Origin of the sequence: Streptomyces sp. ISL-99 (assembly GCF_018614005.1) — a bacterium.
In the GTDB taxonomy this organism is placed as follows: domain Bacteria; phylum Actinomycetota; class Actinomycetes; order Streptomycetales; family Streptomycetaceae; genus Streptomyces; species Streptomyces flavidovirens.
Map to the genome: position 1 here is coordinate 26,231 of NZ_JAGGPC010000065.1, position 20,515 is coordinate 46,745.

General features: G+C 72.4%; 15 protein-coding genes and 4 pseudogenes. 12 read left to right on the forward strand and 7 right to left on the reverse strand.

The window, feature by feature from the left end; genetic code table 11:
• Positions 1-26 precede the first annotated feature (26 nt).
• The 3 genes from J7E91_RS30990 to J7E91_RS31000 all read left to right on the forward strand — a co-directional run bounded on the left by J7E91_RS30990 (position 27) and on the right by J7E91_RS31000 (position 3,109).
• Entirely contained in the window at positions 27-1,196 is a 1,170-nt protein-coding gene (locus J7E91_RS30990) for a sensor histidine kinase (RefSeq protein WP_214910164.1), read from the forward strand.
• 4 nt (positions 1,197-1,200) lie between these two features.
• Positions 1,201-1,851, forward strand: a complete 651-nt coding sequence (locus tag J7E91_RS30995; RefSeq protein WP_214910166.1) for a response regulator transcription factor — start codon at positions 1,201-1,203, stop codon at positions 1,849-1,851.
• Between the two features lie 100 nt (positions 1,852-1,951).
• Positions 1,952-3,109 carry an ROK family protein gene (locus J7E91_RS31000; RefSeq protein ID WP_214910168.1) on the forward strand — a complete coding sequence of 386 codons (1,158 nt, stop codon included), beginning with the start codon at positions 1,952-1,954 and terminating at the stop codon, positions 3,107-3,109.
• Between the two features lie 32 nt (positions 3,110-3,141).
• On the opposite strand, the gene J7E91_RS31005 is transcribed toward J7E91_RS31000, so the two are convergent.
• Together J7E91_RS31005 and J7E91_RS31010 are read right to left on the reverse strand one after the other, a co-directional pair.
• The gene (locus tag J7E91_RS31005) at positions 3,142-3,915 is read right to left on the reverse strand and encodes a GntR family transcriptional regulator (RefSeq protein WP_214910170.1); all 774 of its coding nucleotides are present in this window, start codon (positions 3,913-3,915) and stop codon (positions 3,142-3,144) included.
• Between the two features lie 137 nt (positions 3,916-4,052).
• A complete protein-coding gene (locus tag J7E91_RS31010; RefSeq protein ID WP_214910172.1) occupies positions 4,053-4,934 on the reverse strand; it encodes an RNA polymerase sigma-70 factor in 882 nt (293 codons plus the stop codon).
• Positions 4,935-5,205: 271 nt separating this feature from the next.
• Between J7E91_RS31010 and J7E91_RS31015 the strand changes: the two are divergent.
• Positions 5,206-5,896 (forward strand): annotated as a pseudogene (locus J7E91_RS31015) (alpha/beta fold hydrolase).
• Here J7E91_RS31015 and J7E91_RS31020 read toward each other — a convergent pair.
• On the reverse strand, positions 5,874-6,092 hold the full coding sequence (locus J7E91_RS31020) for a hypothetical protein (RefSeq protein WP_374224807.1): 219 nt from the start codon (positions 6,090-6,092) through the stop codon (positions 5,874-5,876). The pseudogene J7E91_RS31015 and the gene J7E91_RS31020 overlap by 23 nt on opposite strands.
• Between J7E91_RS31020 and J7E91_RS31025 the strand changes: the two are divergent.
• The 3 pseudogenes from J7E91_RS31025 to J7E91_RS31035 all read left to right on the forward strand — a co-directional run.
• Positions 6,057-6,596: pseudogene (locus J7E91_RS31025) on the forward strand (aminotransferase class I/II-fold pyridoxal phosphate-dependent enzyme); the annotation flags it as partial. The gene J7E91_RS31020 and the pseudogene J7E91_RS31025 sit on opposite strands and share 36 nt — an antisense overlap.
• A 127-nt stretch (positions 6,597-6,723) precedes the next feature.
• A pseudogene (locus J7E91_RS31030) lies at positions 6,724-7,478 on the forward strand (PhoD-like phosphatase N-terminal domain-containing protein).
• A 107-nt stretch (positions 7,479-7,585) separates the two neighbouring features.
• Positions 7,586-8,959: pseudogene (locus J7E91_RS31035) on the forward strand (N-acetyltransferase family protein); the annotation flags it as partial.
• Here J7E91_RS31035 and J7E91_RS31040 read toward each other — a convergent pair.
• Complete coding sequence (locus tag J7E91_RS31040; RefSeq protein ID WP_214910174.1) at positions 8,928-10,193, reverse strand: PLP-dependent aspartate aminotransferase family protein; 1,266 nt, start codon at positions 10,191-10,193, stop codon at positions 8,928-8,930. The pseudogene J7E91_RS31035 and the gene J7E91_RS31040 overlap by 32 nt on opposite strands.
• A 59-nt stretch (positions 10,194-10,252) precedes the next feature.
• Here J7E91_RS31040 and J7E91_RS31045 point away from each other — a divergent pair, with 59 nt between their 5' ends.
• The 4 genes from J7E91_RS31045 (at position 10,253) to J7E91_RS31060 (ending at position 14,500) form a co-directional block, all read left to right on the forward strand.
• The gene (locus J7E91_RS31045) at positions 10,253-10,774 is read left to right on the forward strand and encodes an Lrp/AsnC family transcriptional regulator (RefSeq protein WP_214910175.1); all 522 of its coding nucleotides are present in this window, start codon (positions 10,253-10,255) and stop codon (positions 10,772-10,774) included.
• 58 nt (positions 10,775-10,832) lie between these two features.
• Positions 10,833-12,524 carry a DUF885 domain-containing protein gene (locus tag J7E91_RS31050; protein WP_214910176.1) on the forward strand — a complete coding sequence of 564 codons (1,692 nt, stop codon included), beginning with the start codon at positions 10,833-10,835 and terminating at the stop codon, positions 12,522-12,524.
• Positions 12,525-12,637: 113 nt separating this feature from the next.
• Entirely contained in the window at positions 12,638-13,531 is an 894-nt protein-coding gene (locus tag J7E91_RS31055) for an ATP-grasp domain-containing protein (protein ID WP_214910177.1), read from the forward strand.
• A gap of 378 nt (positions 13,532-13,909) precedes the next feature.
• A complete protein-coding gene (locus J7E91_RS31060) occupies positions 13,910-14,500 on the forward strand; it encodes an ATP-grasp domain-containing protein (protein ID WP_374224808.1) in 591 nt (196 codons plus the stop codon).
• A 9-nt stretch (positions 14,501-14,509) separates the two neighbouring features.
• Here the strand turns inward: J7E91_RS31060 and J7E91_RS31065 are convergent, their stop codons facing one another.
• Entirely contained in the window at positions 14,510-15,016 is a 507-nt protein-coding gene (locus J7E91_RS31065) for a rhodanese-like domain-containing protein (RefSeq protein WP_214910178.1), read from the reverse strand.
• A 94-nt stretch (positions 15,017-15,110) separates the two neighbouring features.
• On the opposite strand from J7E91_RS31065, the gene J7E91_RS31070 reads away from it, so the two are divergent.
• On the forward strand, positions 15,111-15,557 hold the full coding sequence (locus J7E91_RS31070) for an Lrp/AsnC family transcriptional regulator (RefSeq protein ID WP_214910179.1): 447 nt from the start codon (positions 15,111-15,113) through the stop codon (positions 15,555-15,557).
• Here J7E91_RS31070 and J7E91_RS31075 read toward each other — a convergent pair.
• Both J7E91_RS31075 and J7E91_RS31080 read right to left on the reverse strand, forming a co-directional pair.
• Positions 15,518-19,279, reverse strand: a complete 3,762-nt coding sequence (locus J7E91_RS31075; RefSeq protein ID WP_214910180.1) for an AAA family ATPase — start codon at positions 19,277-19,279, stop codon at positions 15,518-15,520. The two genes, J7E91_RS31070 and J7E91_RS31075, sit on opposite strands and share 40 nt — an antisense overlap.
• Entirely contained in the window at positions 19,276-20,442 is a 1,167-nt protein-coding gene (locus J7E91_RS31080; protein ID WP_214910181.1) for an exonuclease SbcCD subunit D, read from the reverse strand. The genes J7E91_RS31075 and J7E91_RS31080 overlap by 4 nt, the downstream gene beginning before the upstream one ends.
• Positions 20,443-20,515 lie beyond the last annotated feature (73 nt).

A 20,515-nucleotide genomic window follows, 5' to 3' on the forward strand; every position in this document is an offset into this window, starting at 1 on the left:
GGGCAGCCCCCTGGCACGATGGCCGCATGCTCCGCTATTTCCGCCGGCTGACCCACGGGGTCACCTACACACGATGGCTGCACCTCTGCATCCCGGTGCTGATCTTCAGCGTGTGGATGTTCATCTCTGTCGACACGTGGTACGTGCCGGCGCTCGTGATGCTGCCGGTGGGACTGATCCCCGCGGTTCGGCTGGAAGAAGGGCTGCAAGCCCAGCTGCTGCTCACTCCCGAGGAACGGGGCCGGTCCGACGCGGGGATCGCTGCCGCGGCGTCCGCCACGTGGGCCCAGCGTCGGCGAGTGGTGCTCTGGATCCAGGTGCGGCTGGCCCTTTCGGCCGTGGCCACGGTCATCACCGTGTGGCTGCCGGTCATGACCATTGATCTGCTCACGCTGTCCCAGGACACCGGGGGAGATGTCGGACTGCTGACGCACCTTGAACCGCACTGGTGGTACGCGCTGCTCGCGCCGCTGCCGGTCCTGGTCATGCTCTCCTGCATGCCGGCTCTCGGTGACTTGGTCACCGCCATTGCCCGTCGGCTGCTGGGGCCGTCCCCCAAGGAGCGGTTGCTGGCCCTGGAGGAGCGCACCGAGCAGCTCTTGGAACGTAATCGCATCGCGCGCGAACTGCACGACTCCATCGGGCATGCTCTGACCGTGGCCGTTGTCCAGGCGGCGGCCGCGCGAACGGCGAACGACCCCGACTTCACCGAACGGGCGCTGACAGCGATCGAGGAAACCGGGCGTGAGGCGCTGGACGACCTGGAGCGGGTACTGCGCGTGCTGCGGGAGCAGCGGACGCCGTCCACCCAGCGGCCGACCCTGGTCGAAGCAAGCCGCCTGTTCGACTCGGCCCGCGCGTCGGGGGTGAAACTCGACATCGGCGCGGCAGGACCCCTGGCGAAGGTGCCCGGGCCGGTCTCGCGCGAGGGCTACCGCATCCTCCAGGAGTCGCTCACCAACGTGCTGCGCCACTCCGGTGCCGTCCCGGTCCGGGTCCGGATGTCCGTCGCGGACGACTGGCTGGAGCTCGAGGTGTCCAATCCGCTGTGCCCCTCGGCGGGTTCTCCCGGCGCCGGCAGTGGTCTGCGCGGGATCAGGGAGCGGGCCGCGCTGCTCGGCGGCAAGGCCAAGACCGGCCCGTACAACGGCGAGTGGGTGGTGCACGCGAGCCTGCCGCTGGACCGAATACGCTGATTGGATGCCGGTTACCGTGCTTCTGGTCGACGACGAGCCTCTTGTGCGCGCGGGTCTGCGCGCCGTCCTGGAGGCACAGCCCGATATCGAGGTGGTGGGCGAGGCCGCCGACGGCGCCGCGGTCATACCTCTCGTTCGCCGGTTGCGGCCCGACGTCGTCGCCATGGATGTACGGATGCCACTGATGGACGGCATCGAAGCGACCCGGCTGGTGCTGCGCACCGTGGACTCGCCGCCGAAGATCCTGGTGGTGACCACCTTCGAGAACGACGAGTACGTGTACGAGGCGCTGCGGGCAGGAGCGGACGGTTTTCTGATCAAGCGGGCCCGGCCCTCGGAGATCGTGAACGCGGTGCGGCTGATCGCCGAGGGCGAGTCGCTGCTGTTCCCCGCGGCGGTCCGTGCCCTGGCCGCCGAGTACGGCAGTAACAAGGCACGTGCGGATCTCGACCGGGCCGCGCTCACCGAACGGGAGGAGGCGGTGCTCCGGCTGATGGCCCGCGGTCTGTCCAACGCGGAGATCGCCGAACAGCTGATCGTCGGCACGGAGACGGTGAAGTCGCATGTCAGCGCGGTGCTGGCCAAGCTGGGCGCTCGCGACCGTACGCAGGCGGTCATCGCCGCGTACGAGTCCGGATTCGTCTCTCCCGGCTGACGGGCGCCCGGCGCATCCGTGGCCCCGGGCGCGGCTCGCAGTGGTCCGAACCAGCGAGTACGATCCGGCAGAACAAGCGCACGAGCTGGGAGGACACACCGTGGGGCGGTTGACCGGCGGGGACCCCTCTCTGTTGCGGCGGATCAACTCCGCGGTGGTGCTGCACGCGCTGCGCGGCGCGGATTCCCCCACCCTCACCGACCTGACCCGCGTGACCGGGCTGTCCCGGCCGACGGTCGAGGGTGCCGTCGAAGGCCTCATGGAGACCGGGATCGTCGTCGAGGCCCCGCCCGAGGATGTCGAGACGCGGCGGCAGGGACGGCCGGCGCGGAGGTTCCGGTTCCGCGCGGAGGCGGGGCATCTGCTGGGCGTCGAGATCGGTCCGCACCGCATCGCCGCCCTGCTGTCCGGTCTGGACGGCCGCGTCATCGGCGCCGGTTCCCGCACGGTGTCCGAGACGGCCTCGGCGGACGAGCGGCTGGAGCGGGTACGGGCCACGGTCGCCGACGTACTGCGCCGTGCCGGCGTCCCGCGCAGTTCACTGCGCGCCGTCGGGGTCGGGGCACCCGGCATCGTGGAGGCCGACGGGACCGTACGGCTGGGGACGGCGCTTCCCGACTGGACCGGTCTGGCGCTCGGTGAACGGCTCCGCCGGTCGTTCCGCTGCCCCGTGCTGGTGGAGAACGACGCCAACGCGGCGGCGGTCGCCGAGCACTGGAAGGGCGCCGCCGTCGACTCCGACGACATCGTGTTCGTACTGGCCGGACTGAGCCCCGGCGCCGGCTCACTGATCGGAGGGCGGCTGCACCGAGGATTCGGCGGCGCGGCCGGTGAGATCGGAGCGCTGCACCTGCTCGGCCGCGAGGTCACACCGGAGACGCTGCTGTCGACGACGGACGAGCCGGTGCTGCCACTGGACGAGCAAGCGGTGGCCACCGTCTTCCGGCGCGCCCGGCAGGGTGACTCCGCCGCGCAGGAGGCCGTCGAGCGGTTCATCCAGCGGCTGGTGCACGATGTGGCGGCGCTGGTCCTGGCGCTCGACCCCGAACTGGTCGTGATCGGCGGGTGGGCGGCCGGGATCGACGGCGTACTGGAGCCGCTGCGCGGCGAGTTGGCGCGGTACTGTCTGCGTCCGCCGCAGGTGGCGCTGTCGCTGCTCGGTGAGGCGGCCGTGGCGACGGGTGCGCTGCGCCTCGCTCTCGACCACGTCGAAGAGCAGCTGTTCGCCGTCGAGGGAACGGTGACGGCCCGCCGCTGAGTGCGACGGGCCGTACCGTACGACGCGGGGAATCAGGAGGCCCTGCGCTCCTGGGTGTGGTGGCTGATCTCCAGGTCGCCCGAGTCACCGAAGGTGAGCCGGCAGGTGTCCGCCCGGTAGGTGGCCACGGAGACGGCGGCGGTCCCGCCCTCGGCGAAGTAGCGCGTGGTGACGACGAGGACGGGCGCGCCCGGCAGGCGGTCGAGTTCCTTCGCGTCGTCCGCGCGGGCCGAGCCGAGCTCGACGGCGCGGTCCTGACCCTCCATGGCGAGGCGCTGCAGTTCCCGCAGCACGCTGCGCGCGCGGGCCGCCCCTGAGGGCGACTCGATGGCCGCGAGGTCCGGCACGGACGCGGCCGGGACGTACAGCAGCTCGGCGGCGACCGGCTGGCCGTGCGTGACGCGGATCCGGCGCACGGCGTGCACCTCGTCGCCGGAGTTGCCGCTGTCGCCGCCGAGCATGCGGGCCACCGCCGCCGGGGGCACGGCACTCGTGCAGTCGACGGGCTGCCAGGTGTCGCCGGCAGCGCCCGGCCAGCCGTGCTGCGAGGTCCCGACGTCCACGCCCATGCGCGGCGGGGCGACGGTGGTGCCCACGCCGCGACGGCGCTGCAACCGGCCTTCGAGCTCCAGCTGTTCGAGCGCCTGGCGGAGCGTGGCGCGCGCGACGCCGAAGCGCGCGGCGAGTTCACGCTCGTTGGGCAGGATCTCACCGACCGCGAAATCGGAGTCGAGTGCCTCGCTGAGCACGGTCTTGAGGTGCCAGTACTTGGGCTCCGGCACCGTATCGAGCTGCGTGGTCCCCACCCTGATCCTCCGCAATCGGCCTGGTCCCGGGCGAGTTTCCACGCCCTTGTTTATTAAAGGTTCCTGCACTAACTCTGCGACCATAAGTCCGGGGTCTGCCTTGGTCAAGACCAATCAACGCAGGACAGATGTCGGCTCTACGGGGCGAGTGAGGCGAGTTTGTCAGGGTTTCGCATGATATAGACGCACTGGATGAGGCCGTCCGCGACATCCAGCTGGAATACCGCGTCGGGCTTTCCGCCGGACAGGACCAGCAGGGCGGGTGCGCCGTTGAGTTCCACGAACCGGAACTCGCTCTCGGGAATGGGCCGCCTGGCCGCCCCGAACAGGAAACGCCCCACCTTGTCGGCGCTCTCGATGACGCGCACGGGCGCCTTCGCCTTGCCGCCGCTGTCACCGATGAGCCTGACGTCCGGCGCGAGCAGCGAGAGCAGCGCGTCCAGGTCTCCTCCCGACGCGGCGGCGAGAAACCGTTCGGTGAGGTCCCGCTGTTCGGCGGGGTTCACGTCGAAGCGAGGCCTGCGTTCCGCGACATGCCGCCGAGCGCGTGCCGAGAGCTGCCGTACGGCCGATTCCGAACGTTCCAGGGTGGCTGCGATTTCGCCGTACGGGAAGCCGAAAGCCTCACGCAGTACGAACACCGCGCGCTCCAGCGGAGAGAGCGACTCAAGAACGACGAGAACAGCGAGCGAGACGGAGTCGGCCAGCACCGCGCGTTCCGCGGTGTCTTCGACGGTCGGACCGAAGTCGGTCTCCAGCGGCTCCGGGAGCCACGGTCCGACGTACGCCTCGCGCTGCACCTGCACGTGCCGCAGTCGGTCGATGGCGAGCCTGGTGGTGATCCGCACCAGATAGGGACGTGGTTCCCGTACGTCGTCGCGCGGCCGGCCCGACCAGCGCAGCCACGCTTCCTGGACGACATCCTCGGCGTCGGCGACCCGGCCGAGCATCCGGTACGCCACCCCGGTCAGAAGGGGGCGGTGCTCTTCGAAGACCTCGGTCGCGGTGTCGGCAGTCACCCCTCCATCCCAGCACATCGAGGGAAACGGGCGACAGCCGGAGGTGCCCGGCCCCTTGAACTCCAAGCTACCCAGCGGTAATTGTTGCTGACACGTTGTCTAGCGCGACCCCACCCCAGGGAGCAACAGCATGGCCGCAGAGGTCTCCTTCGGCATCGAGTCCCCCACGGGCAGCCACACGCTCTCCGTCGCATACGAACGGGCGGGCGCCGGCGAACCGCTCCTGCTCCTGCACGGGATAGGCCATCACTGGCAGGCGTGGCAGCCCGTGATGTCCGCGCTGGCCGCCGAACGTGACGTGATCGCCGTGGACCTGCCCGGTTTCGGCCGGTCGGCCGCGCTGCCCGACGGGTTCGCCTACGACCTGTCGACGGTCGTTCCCGTACTCGGTTCGCTGTGCGAGGCGCTGGGCATCGAGCGCCCGCACGTCGCGGGGAACTCCCTCGGCGCCCTGCTCGCCCTGAAGCTGGGCCACGAGAAGCTCGTACGGTCGGTGACGGCGCTTTCGCCGGCCGGTTTCTGGACGCAGAGCGAGCGCCGCTACGCCTTCGGCACGCTGCGCGGGATGCGGTTCGGAGCGCAGACGCTCCCGCTGCCGGTCATAGAGCGCCTGGCGCGCACGGCCGCCGGCCGGGCCGCGCTCACGAGCACCATCTACGCGCGCCCCGGGTGGCGTTCACCGGAAGCCGTCGTCGCGGAGACCCTCGCGCTGCGCGAGGCGACCGGGTTCGCCGAGACTCTCTCGGCGGGCCGTTCCGTCCTGTTCGACGACGACGTTTCCCGGCATACCCGTGACCGTCGCCTGGGGCAGCCGTGACCGGCTGCTGCTGCGCCGCCAGGGCGTCAGGGCCAAGCGCGTGATCCCCGGCGCCCGGCTGGTCAGGCTGCCCGGCTGCGGCCACGTTCCGATGAACGACGACCCCGCGCTGGTGGCCCGGGTCATCCTCGACACGAGCAGCTGACACGCCGGGGGGCGCGCCCCCCGAACACCCCGGAGCCCAGGCCGACCCCGGCGCCGACGAGCACGCTCCCCGCGATCTGCGCGGCGCCGTAGGTGCCCGTACCGACGAGCGGTGCGGTCATCGCGGCCGCCACGGGGATCAGTCCGGAGAAGAGTGTCGCCCGCTCGGCGCCCTGCAGGGGCTCGATCCCGAACACGTGGCGTATACGGGATCGGTGAGCAAGTCGCTGGCTCCCGGCCTGCGGCTGGGCCGGCTGCTCGTACCCGCGCACCTGATGGACGAACTCGTCGAGTGCAAGCGGACCATGGACCTGGGCAATCCCGCCATCGACCAGGCAGTGCTCGCCGCGTTCGTCAGGAGCGGCGGCTACGACCGGCAACTGCGCCGCTGCCAGCGCGCCTACCGGGAGCGGCGTGACGCGCTCACCGCTTCCCTCGCGGAGTGCTTCCCCGGTGCCGAGGTGAGCGGCATAGCGGCGGGACTGCACGCCATCGTCAGGCTGCCCGGACGGTACGGGCCCGAGCCCGCGTTCCTGGAACGCGCGGACCGCGCGGGGGTGGCGGTGCGCGCGCTGAGCGATTACGGCGCGACGGGTGGGTCGCAGGACGGGAGCGTACGGCTGGTGCTCGGGTACGCGCATCTGGCGCCGTCCGCGATCGCTCACGGGGTGCGTCTGATGGCGGGTGCGGCGCGGCCGTAGCGGAGGGCGTCGAACCGGTTCCCCGGAACGGGGGCCAGTTGTTCACTTGTGGTTCGTGTGGTTGCCGTGACCGGCCACTAGGCATGGCGTCGCACGCCCGGACCACACCGTCACTGGAGGCGCATCGATGCCGTACCGCCGACCGCAGAGCCGACCGCAGAGCCAGTCGCCCGACCGACGCACCGTCCTGCGCGGCTCACTGGCCGCCTCGGCCGCACTCGCCCTGCCCGCCGCGGCGGTCGGCGCCGGCGCGGCCGCCGCGGCGCCCGCCCAGGCACTCTCCGGCCGTCCGCGCGCCGCGTGGGGCGTGCAGACGGGTGATGTCACCTCGTCGTCCGGGCTGGTGTGGGTACGCTCCGACCGCCCGGCCCGCATGATCGTGGAAACGTCCGCGACCGAGTCCTTCCGCCACTCGCGCCGATGGCACGGCCCCCTGCTCGGCCCCGGTACGGACTTCACCGGGACGACGTCACTGCGCGGCCTGCCCGCCGGTGAGCAGGTGCACTACCGGGTCACTCTCGCTGATCCCGACGATCCCCGGCGCACCGGGGAACCATTCCAGGGAACGTTTCGTACGGCGTCCGTCAGCACTACGACCCGTCCCGCGCGGCGTTCAAGGACTTCGCGCCCTGCTGGGAGTTCGTGTCCGGGCCGCTGGCCGCCGGCGGCTTCCCGGCGGGCCGGCTCGACGCCACCTTCGGCCCGGAACAGGTCTTCGTGAAGTCACCGACGCGCGCCAATGTGTCGCCCATGGAGTCGCCGCAGTACTTCGGCGAGGCCGAGATCGACGGCGGCAGCGGTGAACTGACGGTGCGACTGCGGGCGGAGGGAGGCGTGGTGCTGTTCAGCAAGGTGCTTCAGCCGGGTCGGGTAAGCCTCTGAAGTGATTGAAAATGACCCCTAAATACCCAGAAGCACACTTAACCCGTCAGTCACAAAGCGTTCGTGATCACGCAACAACGCTCGGTCACAGTGGTGCCATGACCGACATGACTGAAGTGACGAAGACGGCGGCCGCGGCGAGTTCGACGAGGACCCGCCGTACGCACCACTGGCGGCGGGACCTCGTCGAACTCGCCGCACTGTTCACCGCGGTGGCCGTCGCCGACGCCGTGGCGAACACGATCGTGCACGGACCCGACGGACCGTACCTCCTCGTGATCTCGGCCGTGGTGCTGACCGCCACGGCCGGGTTCCACACCTGGTGGGCCCGGCGGCACAGCCATGCCCCGCCGCCGGTCCCGACCCGTACGAGCGCGGATCCGAAGACCGGCGGCAAGGAAGACACCGCGGCGGCCGCCTCCGAAACCGCCCTGTGGCGAATGCGTACCACCGTCAAGGACGAGCCCGGCAGCCTCGCGCTGCTGTGCACCGCCCTGGCCCGGCACCAGGTCGACATCCTCACCCTGCAGACCCACCCCCTCGCCGAAGGCACCGTCGACGAACTGCTGCTGCGCGCCCCCGCCGCCCTCCAGGCCGGCCTGCTCAGCCGTGAGATCGCTGCCGCCGGCGGCAGCGACACCTGGCTGGAGCGGGCCGACGCCCACGACCTGGTCGACGCCCCCACCCGGGTACTCGGCCTCGCCACGCGCACCGCGCTCGACGCCGCCGAGCTGCCGCTGGCCCTGCGCCAGTTGCTGGGCCGCTGCACCATCCATTCACTGCCCGCGACGAGCCTCACCGGCCGGCCCACCGGCGAGAGCGCTCCGGTCGAAGGCGTACTCGACGGTACGGTCATGAAGCTCCGCGACCCGTCCGGCGGGGTGATCACCATTGAGCGCCACTACCTGCCGTTCACCCCGACCGAGTTCGCCCGCGCCCGCGCTCTCGTCGAACTCGACGCCCGCCTCGGCCCGCGCATCCCCCGCAGCGAGGACGTCCTGACGCTCCCCGAGGGTAACGAGATCACCGTCCGCAGGGCCGGACTCGACGACCTCGAAGCCGCCCGCGCCATGCACGACCGCTGCGGCGACCGCACCCTGAGCCTGCGCTACCACGGCCCGGTGGGCGACGCCGACCGCTACCTCAGCCACCTGCTCAGCCCGCGCTTCGGCCGCACCCTCGCCGTCCAGACCGCGTCCGGCCGCCTCGTCGCGCTCGGCCATCTCCTGTGGGACGGCGACGAGACCGAGGTGGCGCTGCTCGTCGAGGACGCATGGCAGCGCCGCGGCATCGGCTCCGAGCTGCTGGAACGCCTGGTGGCGCTCGCCGTGGAGGCGGGCTGCGAGAGCGTCTACGCCGTCACCCAGTCGTCCAACACCGGCATGGTCGCGGCCATGCGCGGCCTGGGCCTGCCCCTCGACTACCAGATCGAGGAGGGCACGCTGGTGGTCACCGCGCGGCCGGCGAAGCCGACCGTACGGCCGCGTCCCGCCCATGCAGCGACACCGGGACAGGCACAGGGGCAGGCGCCGGTACAGACGCCGGTACAGACGACGACACCGGCCGGGCGGCCCCAGCAGCGCTGAGGGCCTCGCACAGGTCCCGCCACAGATCCTCCACGTCCTCAAGACCGGCGGACATCCGCAGCAGCCGGTCGCTGACCCCCGAGGAGCGGCGGTCTCCCTCGGCCACGATGCGGTGGCTGATGGAGGCCGGGTGCTGGATGAGCGAGTCCACGCTGCCGAGGCTGACAGCCGGCGTGATCAGCCGTACGCCGCCGATCACCGCATGCGGATCGCCGTACACCTCGAAGGCCACCATCGCGCCGCCGAGCTTCGGGTAGTGCACGCGCGCCACCCGCGGATCGGCGGCCAGCCGCCGGGCCAGCTCGGCAGCGGTGGCCGAGGCCGCCCGCATCCGTACGGGCAGGGTGGACAGCCCGCGCAGCAGCAGGTATCCGGCCAGCGGATGCAGTACGCCGCCGGTCGCGAACCGTACCTGGCGCAGCTGACGCGCGAACTCCTCGTCGCACGCCACCACCCCGCCCAGTACGTCGCCGTGTCCGCCGAGGTACTTCGTCGCGCTGTGCAGGACGATCCGTGCGCCGTGCTCCACGGGGCGCTGGAGCACGGGCGTGGCGAAGGTGTTGTCGACGAGCAGCGGTACCGACCCGCAGGACTGGGCGACCGCCCGGATGTCGACCTCGGCGAGCGTCGGATTGGCGGGGGTCTCGACGATCACGAGGCCGGTGTCGGGGCGTATCGCGTCCGCGATTCCGGCCGGATCGACCCAGGTCACCTCGGTGCCGAGCAGCCCGGCGTTCAGCAGGTGATCGCTGCATCCGTACAGCGGCCGTACGGCGACGACATGGCGCAGGCCCGCGCTCGCCCGAGCCAGGAGCACGGCGCTGAGCGCGGCCATGCCGCTGGCGAAGGCGACCGCGCTCTCGGCGCCCTCCAGCCGCGCGAGGGCGTCCTCGAAGCGGGCGGTGGTCGGGTTGTCCAGCCGTGAGTAGACGGGTGGGCCTTCCGGCCGGGCGCCGGTGGCGGCGAACGCGTCGATTCTGGCCGCCTCCCCCCGGCTGTCGTACGACGGATAGGTGGTCGACAAGTCGAGGGGCACGGCGTGCACGCCCAGCGCCGCGAGATCTTCGCGGCCGGCGTGTACGGCTTCGGTGGCCAGGGCCCAGGGTGTGGTCGCTGCATCGGTGTTCATGACATGACTCTGAACAACTACCGGGAAGTAGCCACCGCATCCCGTGTTACGTTCGGCCCATGGCCGAATCTGTCGTACTTGACGCGGTCGATCTGCACATACTGCGCCTTCTGCAGAACGACGCGCGGACCACCTACCGCGACCTGGCCGCCGAGGTCGGGGTCGCGCCCTCCACCTGCCTGGACCGGGTGACGCGGCTGCGCCGCTCCGGGGTGATTCTCGGCCATCAGCTGCGCCTGGACCCGGCCAAGCTCGGACGCGGCCTCGAAGCCCTGCTGCTGGTCCAGGTGCGCCCGCACCGGCGCGAGCTCATCGGCCCGTTCGTGGAGCGTGTCAGGGCGCTTCCCGAGACGCGCGCGCTCTTCCATCTGACCGGCCCGGACGACTACCTCGTCCAGGTGGCGGTGACGGACACGGCGGACTTGCAGCGACTGGTTCTGGACGAGTTCACGTCGCGGCGCGAGGTGGCCCGCGTGGAGACCCGGCTGATCTTCCAGGCGTGGGACTGCGGACCGCTGCTCCCTCCGGCCGCCGGGGCGCGGCGGGGCGCCGATATCAAGCCGCCGGGGTCAGGTCACTGATCGCGGACGGTCCGGACAGTAGTGACTCGGAGCCCTTCCCCGTACGAGGATGTTCCGCATGTCAGTCACTCCGAGCAGCCAGCTCGCCCTCCCCCGCCAGGTCGCCGACGCGTACGTCGACGCACTCATCGCCCTCGACCCGATCACCGGCACGTACTTGGGAGTGCGGGAGTGCTCCAGCAGGCTGCCCGACTTCTCCCCCGGGGGACAGAAGGCATTGGCCGCGCTCGCCCGCACCACGCTCGCCGAGCTGGACAAGGCGGAGGCCCTGGCCGGGGCGGACAGTGACGTCGAGCGCCGCTGCGGCAGGCTGCTGCGCGAGCGGCTGACCGCCGAACTCGCCGTATACGAGGCCGACGAGGGCCTGCGGGCGGTCAGTAACATCCACTCCCCCGCGCACAGCATCCGCGGCGTCTTCACGGTGACGCCCACCGAGACCGACGAGGACTGGGCGGCCGTGGCGGAGCGGCTGCGCGCGGTGCCCGGCGCCTTCGAGGGCTACCGGGAGTCGCTCGCGCTCGGTCTGGAGCGGGGGCTGCCGGGCGGTCCGCGCGCCACGGAGACGTTCACCGGCCAGCTGACCGAGTGGGCGGGCGACGGGCGCGGCTGGTTCGAGGAGTTCGCGGCCGCGGGACCCGAGTCGCTGCGCGGCGAGCTGGACGAGGCGGCCCGCGGTGCCACGGCGGCGGTCGCGGCGCTGCGCGACTGGATGCGCGACGTGTACGGCCCGGCCGTGAAGGGCACGCCCGACACGGTGGGCCGCGAGCGGTACGCCCGCTGGTCGCGCTACTTCAACGGCACCGACCTCGACCTGGACGAGGCATACGCGTACGGCTGGTCCGAATACCACCGCCTGCTCGGCGAGATGAAGACCGAGGCGGAGAAGATCCGGCCGGGCGCGGCCACCCCGTGGGAGGCGCTGGCCTGGCTCGACGAGCACGGTACGCACATCGAAGGGGTCGAGGAGACCAGGGCCTGGCTGCAGGGCCTGATGGACGAGGCGATCGAAGCGCTCGACGGTACGCACTTCGAACTCGCCGAGCGAGTACGGAAGGTGGAGTCCCGCATCGCGCCCCCCGGCAGCGCGGCCGCGCCGTACTACACCACACCGTCCGAGGACTTCTCACGCCCGGGCATCACCTGGCTGCCGACGATGGGCGAGACCCGCTTCCCGGTGTACGACCTGACGTCGACCTGGTACCACGAGGGCGTTCCCGGACACCACTTGCAGCTCGCGCAGTGGGTGCACGTCGCGGACCGGCTGTCCCGCTACCAGGCTTCCGTCGGCATGGTCAGCGCCAACGCCGAGGGCTGGGCGCTGTACGCGGAGCGGCTGATGGACGAGCTGGGCTTCCTCGGCGACGCGGAGCGCCGGATCGGCTATCTGGACGCGCAGATGATGCGCTCCACGCGGATCATCGTGGACATCGGCATGCACCTGGAACTGGAGATCCCGGCAGACTCGCCGTTCCACCCGGGCGAGCGCTGGACGCCGAAGCTGGCGCAGGAGTTCTTCGGCATGCACAGCGGGCGGCCGGCGGACTTCGTGGAGAGCGAGCTGACCCGCTACCTGTCCATGCCCGGCCAGGCGATCGGCTACAAGCTGGGCGAACGCGCCTGGCTGCTGGGCCGCGAGAACGCCCGCAAGGCGCACGGCGACGCCTTCGACGCGAAGGCGTGGCACATGGCGGCGCTGTCACAGGGCTCGCTGGGCCTCGACGACCTGGTGGAAGAGCTGTCGAAGCTCTGATCCGAACGCGCGTCGCGCGTCGCGGGTACGGCGGCCGGGTCCAGTCTCATGGCCCCGGCCGCCGTCACGCGTAACGTGCGGCTCGCATCCATTACGACGGGGAGTTCCTTCTCATGGGCACCGGCTTTCTCTTCTGCTCCGACCCGCTCGGAGCGAGACGCCCCGACCCGGTCTTCGGCGCGGAGGTGGCGTTCGCGCGGCGTACGGGCGCGGAGGTCGCGCTCGTAGACCATGACGCCCTGCTCGCCGGGGACACGGGCACGGCGCTCGCACGGGTGCCGCACGGGACCGGTCCGTACTGGTACCGGGGATGGATGATCCCGGTCGCGCGGTACGAGGAGCTGGCGGCCGGCCTGCGGGCGCGCGGCTGTGAGCTGCTCACGCCGCCGTCCGACTTCGGCCGTGCGCATGAGCTCCCCGGCTGGTACGACGTCTTCGCGGGACTCACCCCACGCAGTGTGTGGCGCGCACTGCCGCCGGTAACCCCGCCGTCCCCACCGGAACTCGCCTCGCTCGCCGCTCCGCTGGGCCCCGGTCCCGCCGTCGTCAAGGACTTCGTCAAATCGCGTAAGCACGAGTGGGACGAGGCATGCTTCGTCCCTGCCCTTGCCGACACGCAGAGGCTTTCGGCCGTCGTACGCCGCTTCTTCGAGCTTCAGGAGGGCTCGCTCGCGGGAGGCCTCGTAGTGCGGGAGTACGAGCCGTTCGTGCCGGGCGGTGAGGCACGTGTGTGGTGGGTCGACGGCGAGTCCGTACTCACCACGGCGCACCCCGACTCCCCTGGCGAGCTGCCCGCTCCCGGCCTCGCCGCCGTACGCCCCGCCGTGCGCGCGCTCGGCTGCCGCTGGGTGACGACCGATCTCGCTCTGCGCGAGGACGGGGTGTGGCGGGTGGTGGAGGTCGGCGACGGCCAGGTCAGCGGCCTGCCCACCGGAGCGGACCCGGCAGGCGCGTCCGCCCTCTTCGACGCCCTCACCCGCGCCGGAAACCACCCGCGGAGTCGATGACCTGGCCCGTCACTCTTCCTCGGGCTCTCGGCTCCGCCCGAGCAGGCAGACGCCCGCGCCGTACGCGGCGGGGCGCCGCACCCGATGCCGCCGCGCCGCCGATGCCACCGCGGCGGCTCGCGCCCGCAAAAAACCGCTACCCGCGCGGCCCCACGATGCGACACCCTCACCCCATGCCCACGCCCATACACACGCTCGCCCTGTCCCCGCGCGTCACCGCGACCGGTCACGCCGCTTGCCGCCGCCGCCCGCCGGCGTGGGCTCGGGTGCGAGACGCTGCGTGAGTGGCGTGCGCCGGACGGGCCGAGCGGGATCGGCTCGCTGTACGCCGGTCCGCTGTTCGCGGACGCGGTCGCCGGGGGGCTCGGGCTCGGTCTGTTGGAGGCCCCGGCGGGCTGGCTCGCGGAGCTGCCGTACGAACTCACCTGGCGGGGCATCGAGTCCACCACGGTCGCCGAGGCCCGCGCATTGCGCCGTCCCGCCTTCGTCAAGCCGCCGAACGACAAGAGCTTCCCGGCGCGCGTCTACCCGGACGGCAGTGGCCTGCCCGGCCCCGACGCGGTGGACGACGACACTCCGGTGCTGGTCAGCGACATCGTCGCGTTCACGGCCGAGTACCGGCTGTACCTGCTGGACGGCGAGGTCGTCACCGGCAGCCGCTACGCGGTGCGCGGCGCGCTCGACGTCGTACGTCTGGAGGAGGACGCACTCCACGGTGAGGTGCTGGACTTCGCGGCGCTGCTCTTCGCGCCCGGCGTGCCGCCGTTGCCGAGCGCCGTGGTCGTGGACGTCGGTACGGTCGACGGGCGGTGGGCCGTCGTGGAGGCCAACGCCGCCTGGGCGAGCGGGCATTACGCGTGTGACAGCGACGCCGCGCTCGATGTGGTGCTGCGGGCGGCGCGTCCGGCGGCCGAGGTGGGGGCGCGGGACGCGCGGTTCCTGCGGCCCGTGCGTCACGTCGTACAGTGAGACCGGCTGTCAGCAGCCGCAGTTGTCCGAGCCGACGGGCGCGGTGAGCGGGTCGGCGTCGCGCCGCTCCCGGCCCTCCCAGGTCTCGACCTCGAAGCCCTCACGGATCCAGTACTCGATGCCGCCGAGCATCTCCTTGACCTGGTAGCCGAGTTCGGCGAGCGCGAGGGCGGCGCGGGTGGCGCCGTTGCAGCCGGGGCCCCAGCAGTACGTGACGACCGGCACGGCCTTGTCCAGGAGCCGCTCCGCCTGGGCGGGGATCATGGCAGTCGGAAGGTGGAGGGCGCCGGGGATGTGGCCCTGGTCCCAGGACTCGGTCGAGCGGGAGTCGATCAGGACGAAGCCGGGGTCCTCACCGGACGCGAGGGCCGATGCGACGTCGGACACATCGGCGTGGAAGGCGAGGCTGGCGGCGAAGTACGCGGCGGCCACCGCGGGGGCGGCCGGTGGGACGCGAAGAACGGCGTTCGTGCTGGTGGCGGGGGTCTGGGCGGTGGTGAGCGGTGTCGTCGTCATGGGTGAAAATCTACGGCCGTTGATCATTCGGCTGAAGTGAGATTCCCCGGCTCTTCTCTTGATCTGCCGGTGGATTCCCTGTTGTCTCGTCGGCATGACCGGATATTCACCGGACGCCACCGACTGGCGCATCCTGGAAGCCCTGCAGCGCGAAGGCCGGGCCACTTTCGCCGAGCTGGCGCGCACCGTGTCCATGTCCGCGAGCGCCGTGACGGAGCGGGTGCGGCGGCTCGAAGAGGCCGGGGTGATCTCGGGATACACGGCCGTCGTCGAGCAGGAGCGGCTGGGCATGCCCATCCTGGCGTTCGTACGGCTGCGCTATCCGCACGGCAACTACAAGCCGTTCCACGACCTGCTCGAAGTGACGACCGAGGTGCTGGAAGCACATCACGTGACGGGCGACGACTGCTTCGTACTGAAGGTCGCGGCCCGTTCTATGAAGCACCTGGAAGAGGTGGCCGGCCGGATCGGCACGCTCGGCTCGGTCACCACCAGCGTCGTCTACTCCTCGCCACTGCCCCGGCGCGCGCTCAGCCGCTGACCGAAGGCCGTACGGTGGCGCACCACGGAGCCGTGCCGGTCCTTGACGACCTCAAGCTGAGTGGTGACGCGGCGCCGCAGGTCGGCGACGTGGCTGACGATGCCGACGCTGCGGTCCCGTTCGCGCAGGGAGTCCAGTACGTCGAGGACCTCGTCCAGGGTCTGGTCGTCGAGGCTGCCGAAGCCCTCGTCGATGAAGAGCGTGTCGAGCCGTACGCCGCCCGCCTCGTCGGTGACCACGTCGGCGAGGCCGAGCGCGAGGGCGAGCGAGGCGAAGAACGTCTCGCCGCCGGACAGGGTCGCCGTGTCGCGCTCGATGCCCGTCCAGGCGTCGACGACGTGCAGGCCGAGCCCCGAGCGGCCGCGGCCGCCGGACCTGGCGTCGGAGTGGACAAGCGTGTAGCGGCCGGACGACATGCGCTGGAGGCGGGCCGTGGCGGCGGCCGCGACCTGCTCAAGGCGTGCCGCCAGGACGTACGACTCCAGCCGCATCTTGCGTTCGTTGTCGGCGGAGGTGCCGGCGGTGAGGGAGGCGAGGCGCGCCACCCGTTCGTACTGCTCGCGGAGTGGACCCAGGCGCCTCGTCTCCTCGGCGGCCTGCTGCGAGAGTGCTGCCAGCGCCGCGCTGCGCTCGCGGGCGGCGTCGAGGGCCGAGGCGGCGTCGAGGAGTTGACGCTCGGCGGCATCGAATTCCGCTTGGGCCTGCTGCGGTACGGCCTGGGGCCGGCGGGCGGCCGCGGCGGTCTCGGGCTCCGCCAGGCGGTCGGCCACGGCGGCCTGTTCGCGCTGCCAGTCGTCGATCCTGTGCTGGAGGTCGCGCTGCTCCGCTTCCCCGAGCAGCGCCTGAGCCGCGGCGTGCGGGGTGTCGAACCCGGCCTTGAACGCGGCGTCGGCGACCCGGTCGTGTGCCTCCTTGAGGCGCTGCGCGGTGGCTTCGACCGCGCGCACGGCCTCGGCGGCCTCACCGAGCACGCGAACGCGGCGCTCCAGCAGCGCGGCATGCTCGGCGACGCTGCGCGCTTCGCCGCGGGCGGCGGTCAACTCCGCTTCGAGGGAGGCCTGCTCGCGGTCGAGTGCTTCACGCTGCGAGGTACGGGCAGCGGCCCGGCGCTCGGCCTGCTGCTGCGCGTCGACGCGTCGCGCGTACTCGCGCTCGGCACGGTCCAGCGCCTCGCGGGCGGCGTGCAGACCGGCGGCGGTGGTGCGCGCTGTTGCGTGCTCGCGGCGCAACTCCTCGACGAGGGAGGCCAGTTCGTGGACGCTCACGTCACGAGGGCGGGCCGCGCGCGGGGCCGTACCTCCGCCGAACGCCGAGCCGTCACACGCCTCATCCATCGGGTCCGACTCCGCCGCCGGTCCCGCGTACTGAGCCGGGATACCGGGCCCAGCCTCCTGCGAGCCCTCGAGGCGCGCACCGGCGTCGCCGTCTCCGGTCGGCCCATCCAGCCCGGCGGACCGGCCCGCTACCCCGCCCGGGGAGCTTGAGCCCGCCCCGCGAGAGGCCTCCATGGCCCCGGCGTCCTCTCGGCCCGGCCCGTCCGGCCCAGTTGTACGGCCAGTTTCCCCGTCCGGGAAGCCGGAGCCCGCCTCTACGCCGACGCCGGAGCCGACGCCGGAGCCGACGCCGGCCGTTCCCGTTCCGTCCCGTCCAGAGCTGCGGCCCGCCACCCCGCCCAGGAAGCCGGACGCCCCCCGAGCCCCGTCTCCGGCCCCCGCGCCCGCGCCCGCCGCGCCACGGTCGTCCGCCGCGCCGGTTCGGGCTCCGGACGCGTCCTGCCGGGCGGCCGCCGTCCCGGTGGGGTCTTCCACCGAGGATGTCGGGGAAGGCACGGCAGCGGAGGCCGCCCCGCCGGCCGGCCCCGCGCCCGCGCCAGCCGCCGCGAAGCCGGATGCCGGCCCCATGTGGGATGCGGTGCCGGCGCCCCCGGCGCCGGTCCGCGCGGTGGGCCTCGTCGCCTCCGAGGGCGCGCTGTCGGCGTCGGAGCCGCGCGCCTCGGCGCGGGCCGCCGCGTGGTCCTCCCGTACCGCTGCCAGCGCGCGCTCCGCCCTGCCACGCGCCGCCTCGGCGTTCGTGTGGGCCTCGTACGCCGCCTCTTCCGCCGTACGGTCCACCTGGTCCGCCGCCGCCCGCGCGGGCTGCGGGTGCTCCTGCGAGCCGCAGACCGCGCACGCTTCACCGTCGCGCAGGCCCGCCGCCAGCTCCGCCGCGATGCCCCGCAGCCGGCGTTCCTTCAGGTCCAGCCACCTCTCGTGCGCCGCGGCCGCCCCGTCGCGTACTGCCCGCAGCCGGTCCTCGGCGGTCGTGACCTGCTCGGCGAGTACGTCGCGCCGACGCGCGGCGTCGAGCCTGCGGCGGGCCGGTTCCAGCTTGCCCGCCAGGTGTTCCGCGCGGGTCACCGCGTCCTGCGCCGCCTCGATGCGCTCCTGGCAGCGGCGGCGGGTCGCGTCCCAGCCGCCCAGCCAGTCGGCGGCGTCCCGCAGCAGCTCGTCGTCGTCGCGGGCCTGGCGCTCAAGCGCCGCCCGCTCCCGGCCGATCTCCTCGCTCCGCCGCTCCGCCCTGCGCGCGGCTTCGAGGCCCCCGAGGTCCTGGCGCAGTGTGCGTTCCAGCGCGGCGAGTTGTTCGGCTCCGGTGTCGGCGAGGTCCGCCGGCAGTTCGGCACGCGAGCGCTCGCGGGCGCCGCTCGCCGCGCGGTGCTCCCGCTCGGCGTCGTCGCGCAGTGACAGGGCCGGGGCGACACGCTCGGCCCGGCGGGCGCGCTCGTGCCGCTCACGCAGCCGCTCGTACTCGGGGCGCCGCGCTTCGAGTACGTCGGCGCGCCGCCGCGCGTCGGCGTAACGCTGCTGGAGGGCGGCCAGTTCGCGCTCGTCCTCCAGCGTGCGCCGGGCCGCCGCCCGCCGGCTTCCCGCCGCGGCGACCGCCGACTCCGCGATGTCCAGGCGCTCGCGCGCACCGCTGCGCGCGATCGCGGCCCATTCCCGTACGGCTTCGGCGAGCCCGGGCTCGCCCGGCTGCGCGTCGGGCAGGGGCCAGGCTCGCGCGTCCGCGCTGTCGCCCGCCGCCTGTGCCATCCGCTGTGCGACGGCCAGGAGCCGCTCGTCCCCCGCGCGCACCTGCTGCTCCGCGGCGCGGCGCAGTTCGGCGAGCCGTTCCTCGACGGCGGCGAAGCGGCGCGTGTCGAAGAGTCGGCCGAGGAGCTTGCCGCGTGCCTCCGCGTCGGCGCGCAGGAAGCGCGCGAAGTCGCCCTGGGGCAGCAGCACCACCTGGCAGAACTGTTCCCGGCTCATGCCGACGAGCTGCGTGATCTCCTCACCGATCTCCTGGTGGGAGCGGCTGAGCGCCTTCCACCCGGTGTCGGGTACGTACTCGCGCAGCCAGCTCTGCGCCTTCTCCGTGGTGAAGCCGGTGCCCTTCTTCTTGGGGCGCGGCTGTGCGGGCCGTCGGGTGACCTCCAGACGCCGTCCGCCCACCGTCAGTTCGAGGCGTACCTCCGTGGGCAGGTCGTGCGGTGCGTGGTCACTGCGCAGAGAGGCGCCGGGGCTCTGCCGGGCGCCGGGCACGGCGCCGTACAGCGCGTAGCAGACGGCGTCCAGGACGGACGTCTTGCCCGCGCCGGTCGGTCCGTGCAGCAGGAAGATCCCGTCGGCGCTGAGCGCGTCGAAGTCGATTTCCTGGGTGGTGCCGAAGGGCCCGAAGGCCGTGATGTCCAGCGAGTGCAGTCTCACCGGGCGACCTCACGCGTCATGTCGTCCACGCGTACGGCGTCGAAGGCCTCGTACAGCACCGTGCGCTCCCGCTCGTCCGGTCCGCTGCCGCCGCGCACATGGGCCACGAAGTCCGCCGCGATCTGCCGGTCGTCGCGCCCCTTGAGCCGCTGGGCGTACGACGCGAGGGGGTCCTCGGGGGCCCGCTCGGGGTCGAACACGAGACTGATGGTGTGCGGGAAGCGGGCGCAGAGCCGCGCCATGGGTTCCGTGGGACGTACGGGATCGGTGAGCGTCGCCTCGATCCAGGAGTCCTCGTGACGTTCCAGGGAAGGGTCTTCGACGAGTTCCTCCAGGCGTCCCCGGATCCGGGCGACCCGCCTCGGCACGGGGCAGTCGAGCCGCTCCGCCTCGATCTCCCCGCCGGGCCCGAGATCGATCAGCCACATCGTCTTGCGGTGATCCGCTTCGGAGAAGGAGTACGCGAGCGGGGAGCCCGAGTACCGCACCCTCGTGGTGATGGACTGTGAGCCGTGGAGGTGGCCGAGCGCCACGTAGTCGACGCCGTCGAAGACTCCGGCGGGTACGGAGGCCACGCCGCCGATCGTGATGTCGCGCTCGCTGTCGCTCGGTTCGCCGCCCGCGACGAAGGCGTGCGCGAGAACGACCGACCGGGTGCCCTCGGGCCGCCCGGCGAGGTCGGCCCGTACGCGCTCCATCGCCGCTCCGATGACCGCCTCGTGGCCCACCTTGGTCACCTTGAACTCTTCGCGCACCAGGGCGGGCTCCAGATACGGCAGCCCGTAGAAGGCGACGTCGCCGTGTGCGTCTCGCAGTACGACGGGCGTCGTACAACCGGCGGGGTCGGTACGCAGGTGGATTCCCGCCCGGTCGATGAGCCCGGCGCCGACTCCCAGCCTGCGGGCCGAGTCATGGTTGCCGGAGATCATGACCGTCGGCACACCGGCGGCGGCGAGCTGGTGCAGGGCCCGGTCGAAGAGCTCGACGGCGGCGAGCGGCGGCACCGCCCTGTCGTACACGTCACCCGCGACGAGTACGGCTTCCACGTCCCGCTCGCGGACCGTCGCCACCAGGTGGTCGAGGAACGCGGCCTGGGCGTCGAGCAGGTTCACCCGGTGGAAGGAGCGCCCCAGATGCCAGTCCGACGTGTGCAGAATCCTCAAGAGACGGCTCCGACCTGCACTTTTACTTCCTCCGCCCCTGAGCCCGCACCCAAATCGGCGCGGACCTGACTCT

Bases quoted from the DNA above. Each gene is read 5' to 3' on its own strand.
- J7E91_RS31040 (WP_214910174.1), bottom strand. From the start codon at position 10,193: ATGAACACCGATGCAGCGACCACACCCTGGGCCCTGGCCACCGAAGCC.
- J7E91_RS30995 (WP_214910166.1), top strand. From the start codon at position 1,201: ATGCCGGTTACCGTGCTTCTGGTCGACGACGAGCCTCTTGTGCGCGCG.
- J7E91_RS31070 (WP_214910179.1), top strand. From the start codon at position 15,111: ATGACCGGATATTCACCGGACGCCACCGACTGGCGCATCCTGGAAGCC.
- J7E91_RS31065 (WP_214910178.1), bottom strand. From the start codon at position 15,016: ATGACGACGACACCGCTCACCACCGCCCAGACCCCCGCCACCAGCACG.
- J7E91_RS31045 (WP_214910175.1), top strand. From the start codon at position 10,253: ATGGCCGAATCTGTCGTACTTGACGCGGTCGATCTGCACATACTGCGC.
- J7E91_RS31055 (WP_214910177.1), top strand. From the start codon at position 12,638: ATGGGCACCGGCTTTCTCTTCTGCTCCGACCCGCTCGGAGCGAGACGC.
- J7E91_RS30990 (WP_214910164.1), top strand. From the start codon at position 27: ATGCTCCGCTATTTCCGCCGGCTGACCCACGGGGTCACCTACACACGA.
- J7E91_RS31050 (WP_214910176.1), top strand. From the start codon at position 10,833: ATGTCAGTCACTCCGAGCAGCCAGCTCGCCCTCCCCCGCCAGGTCGCC.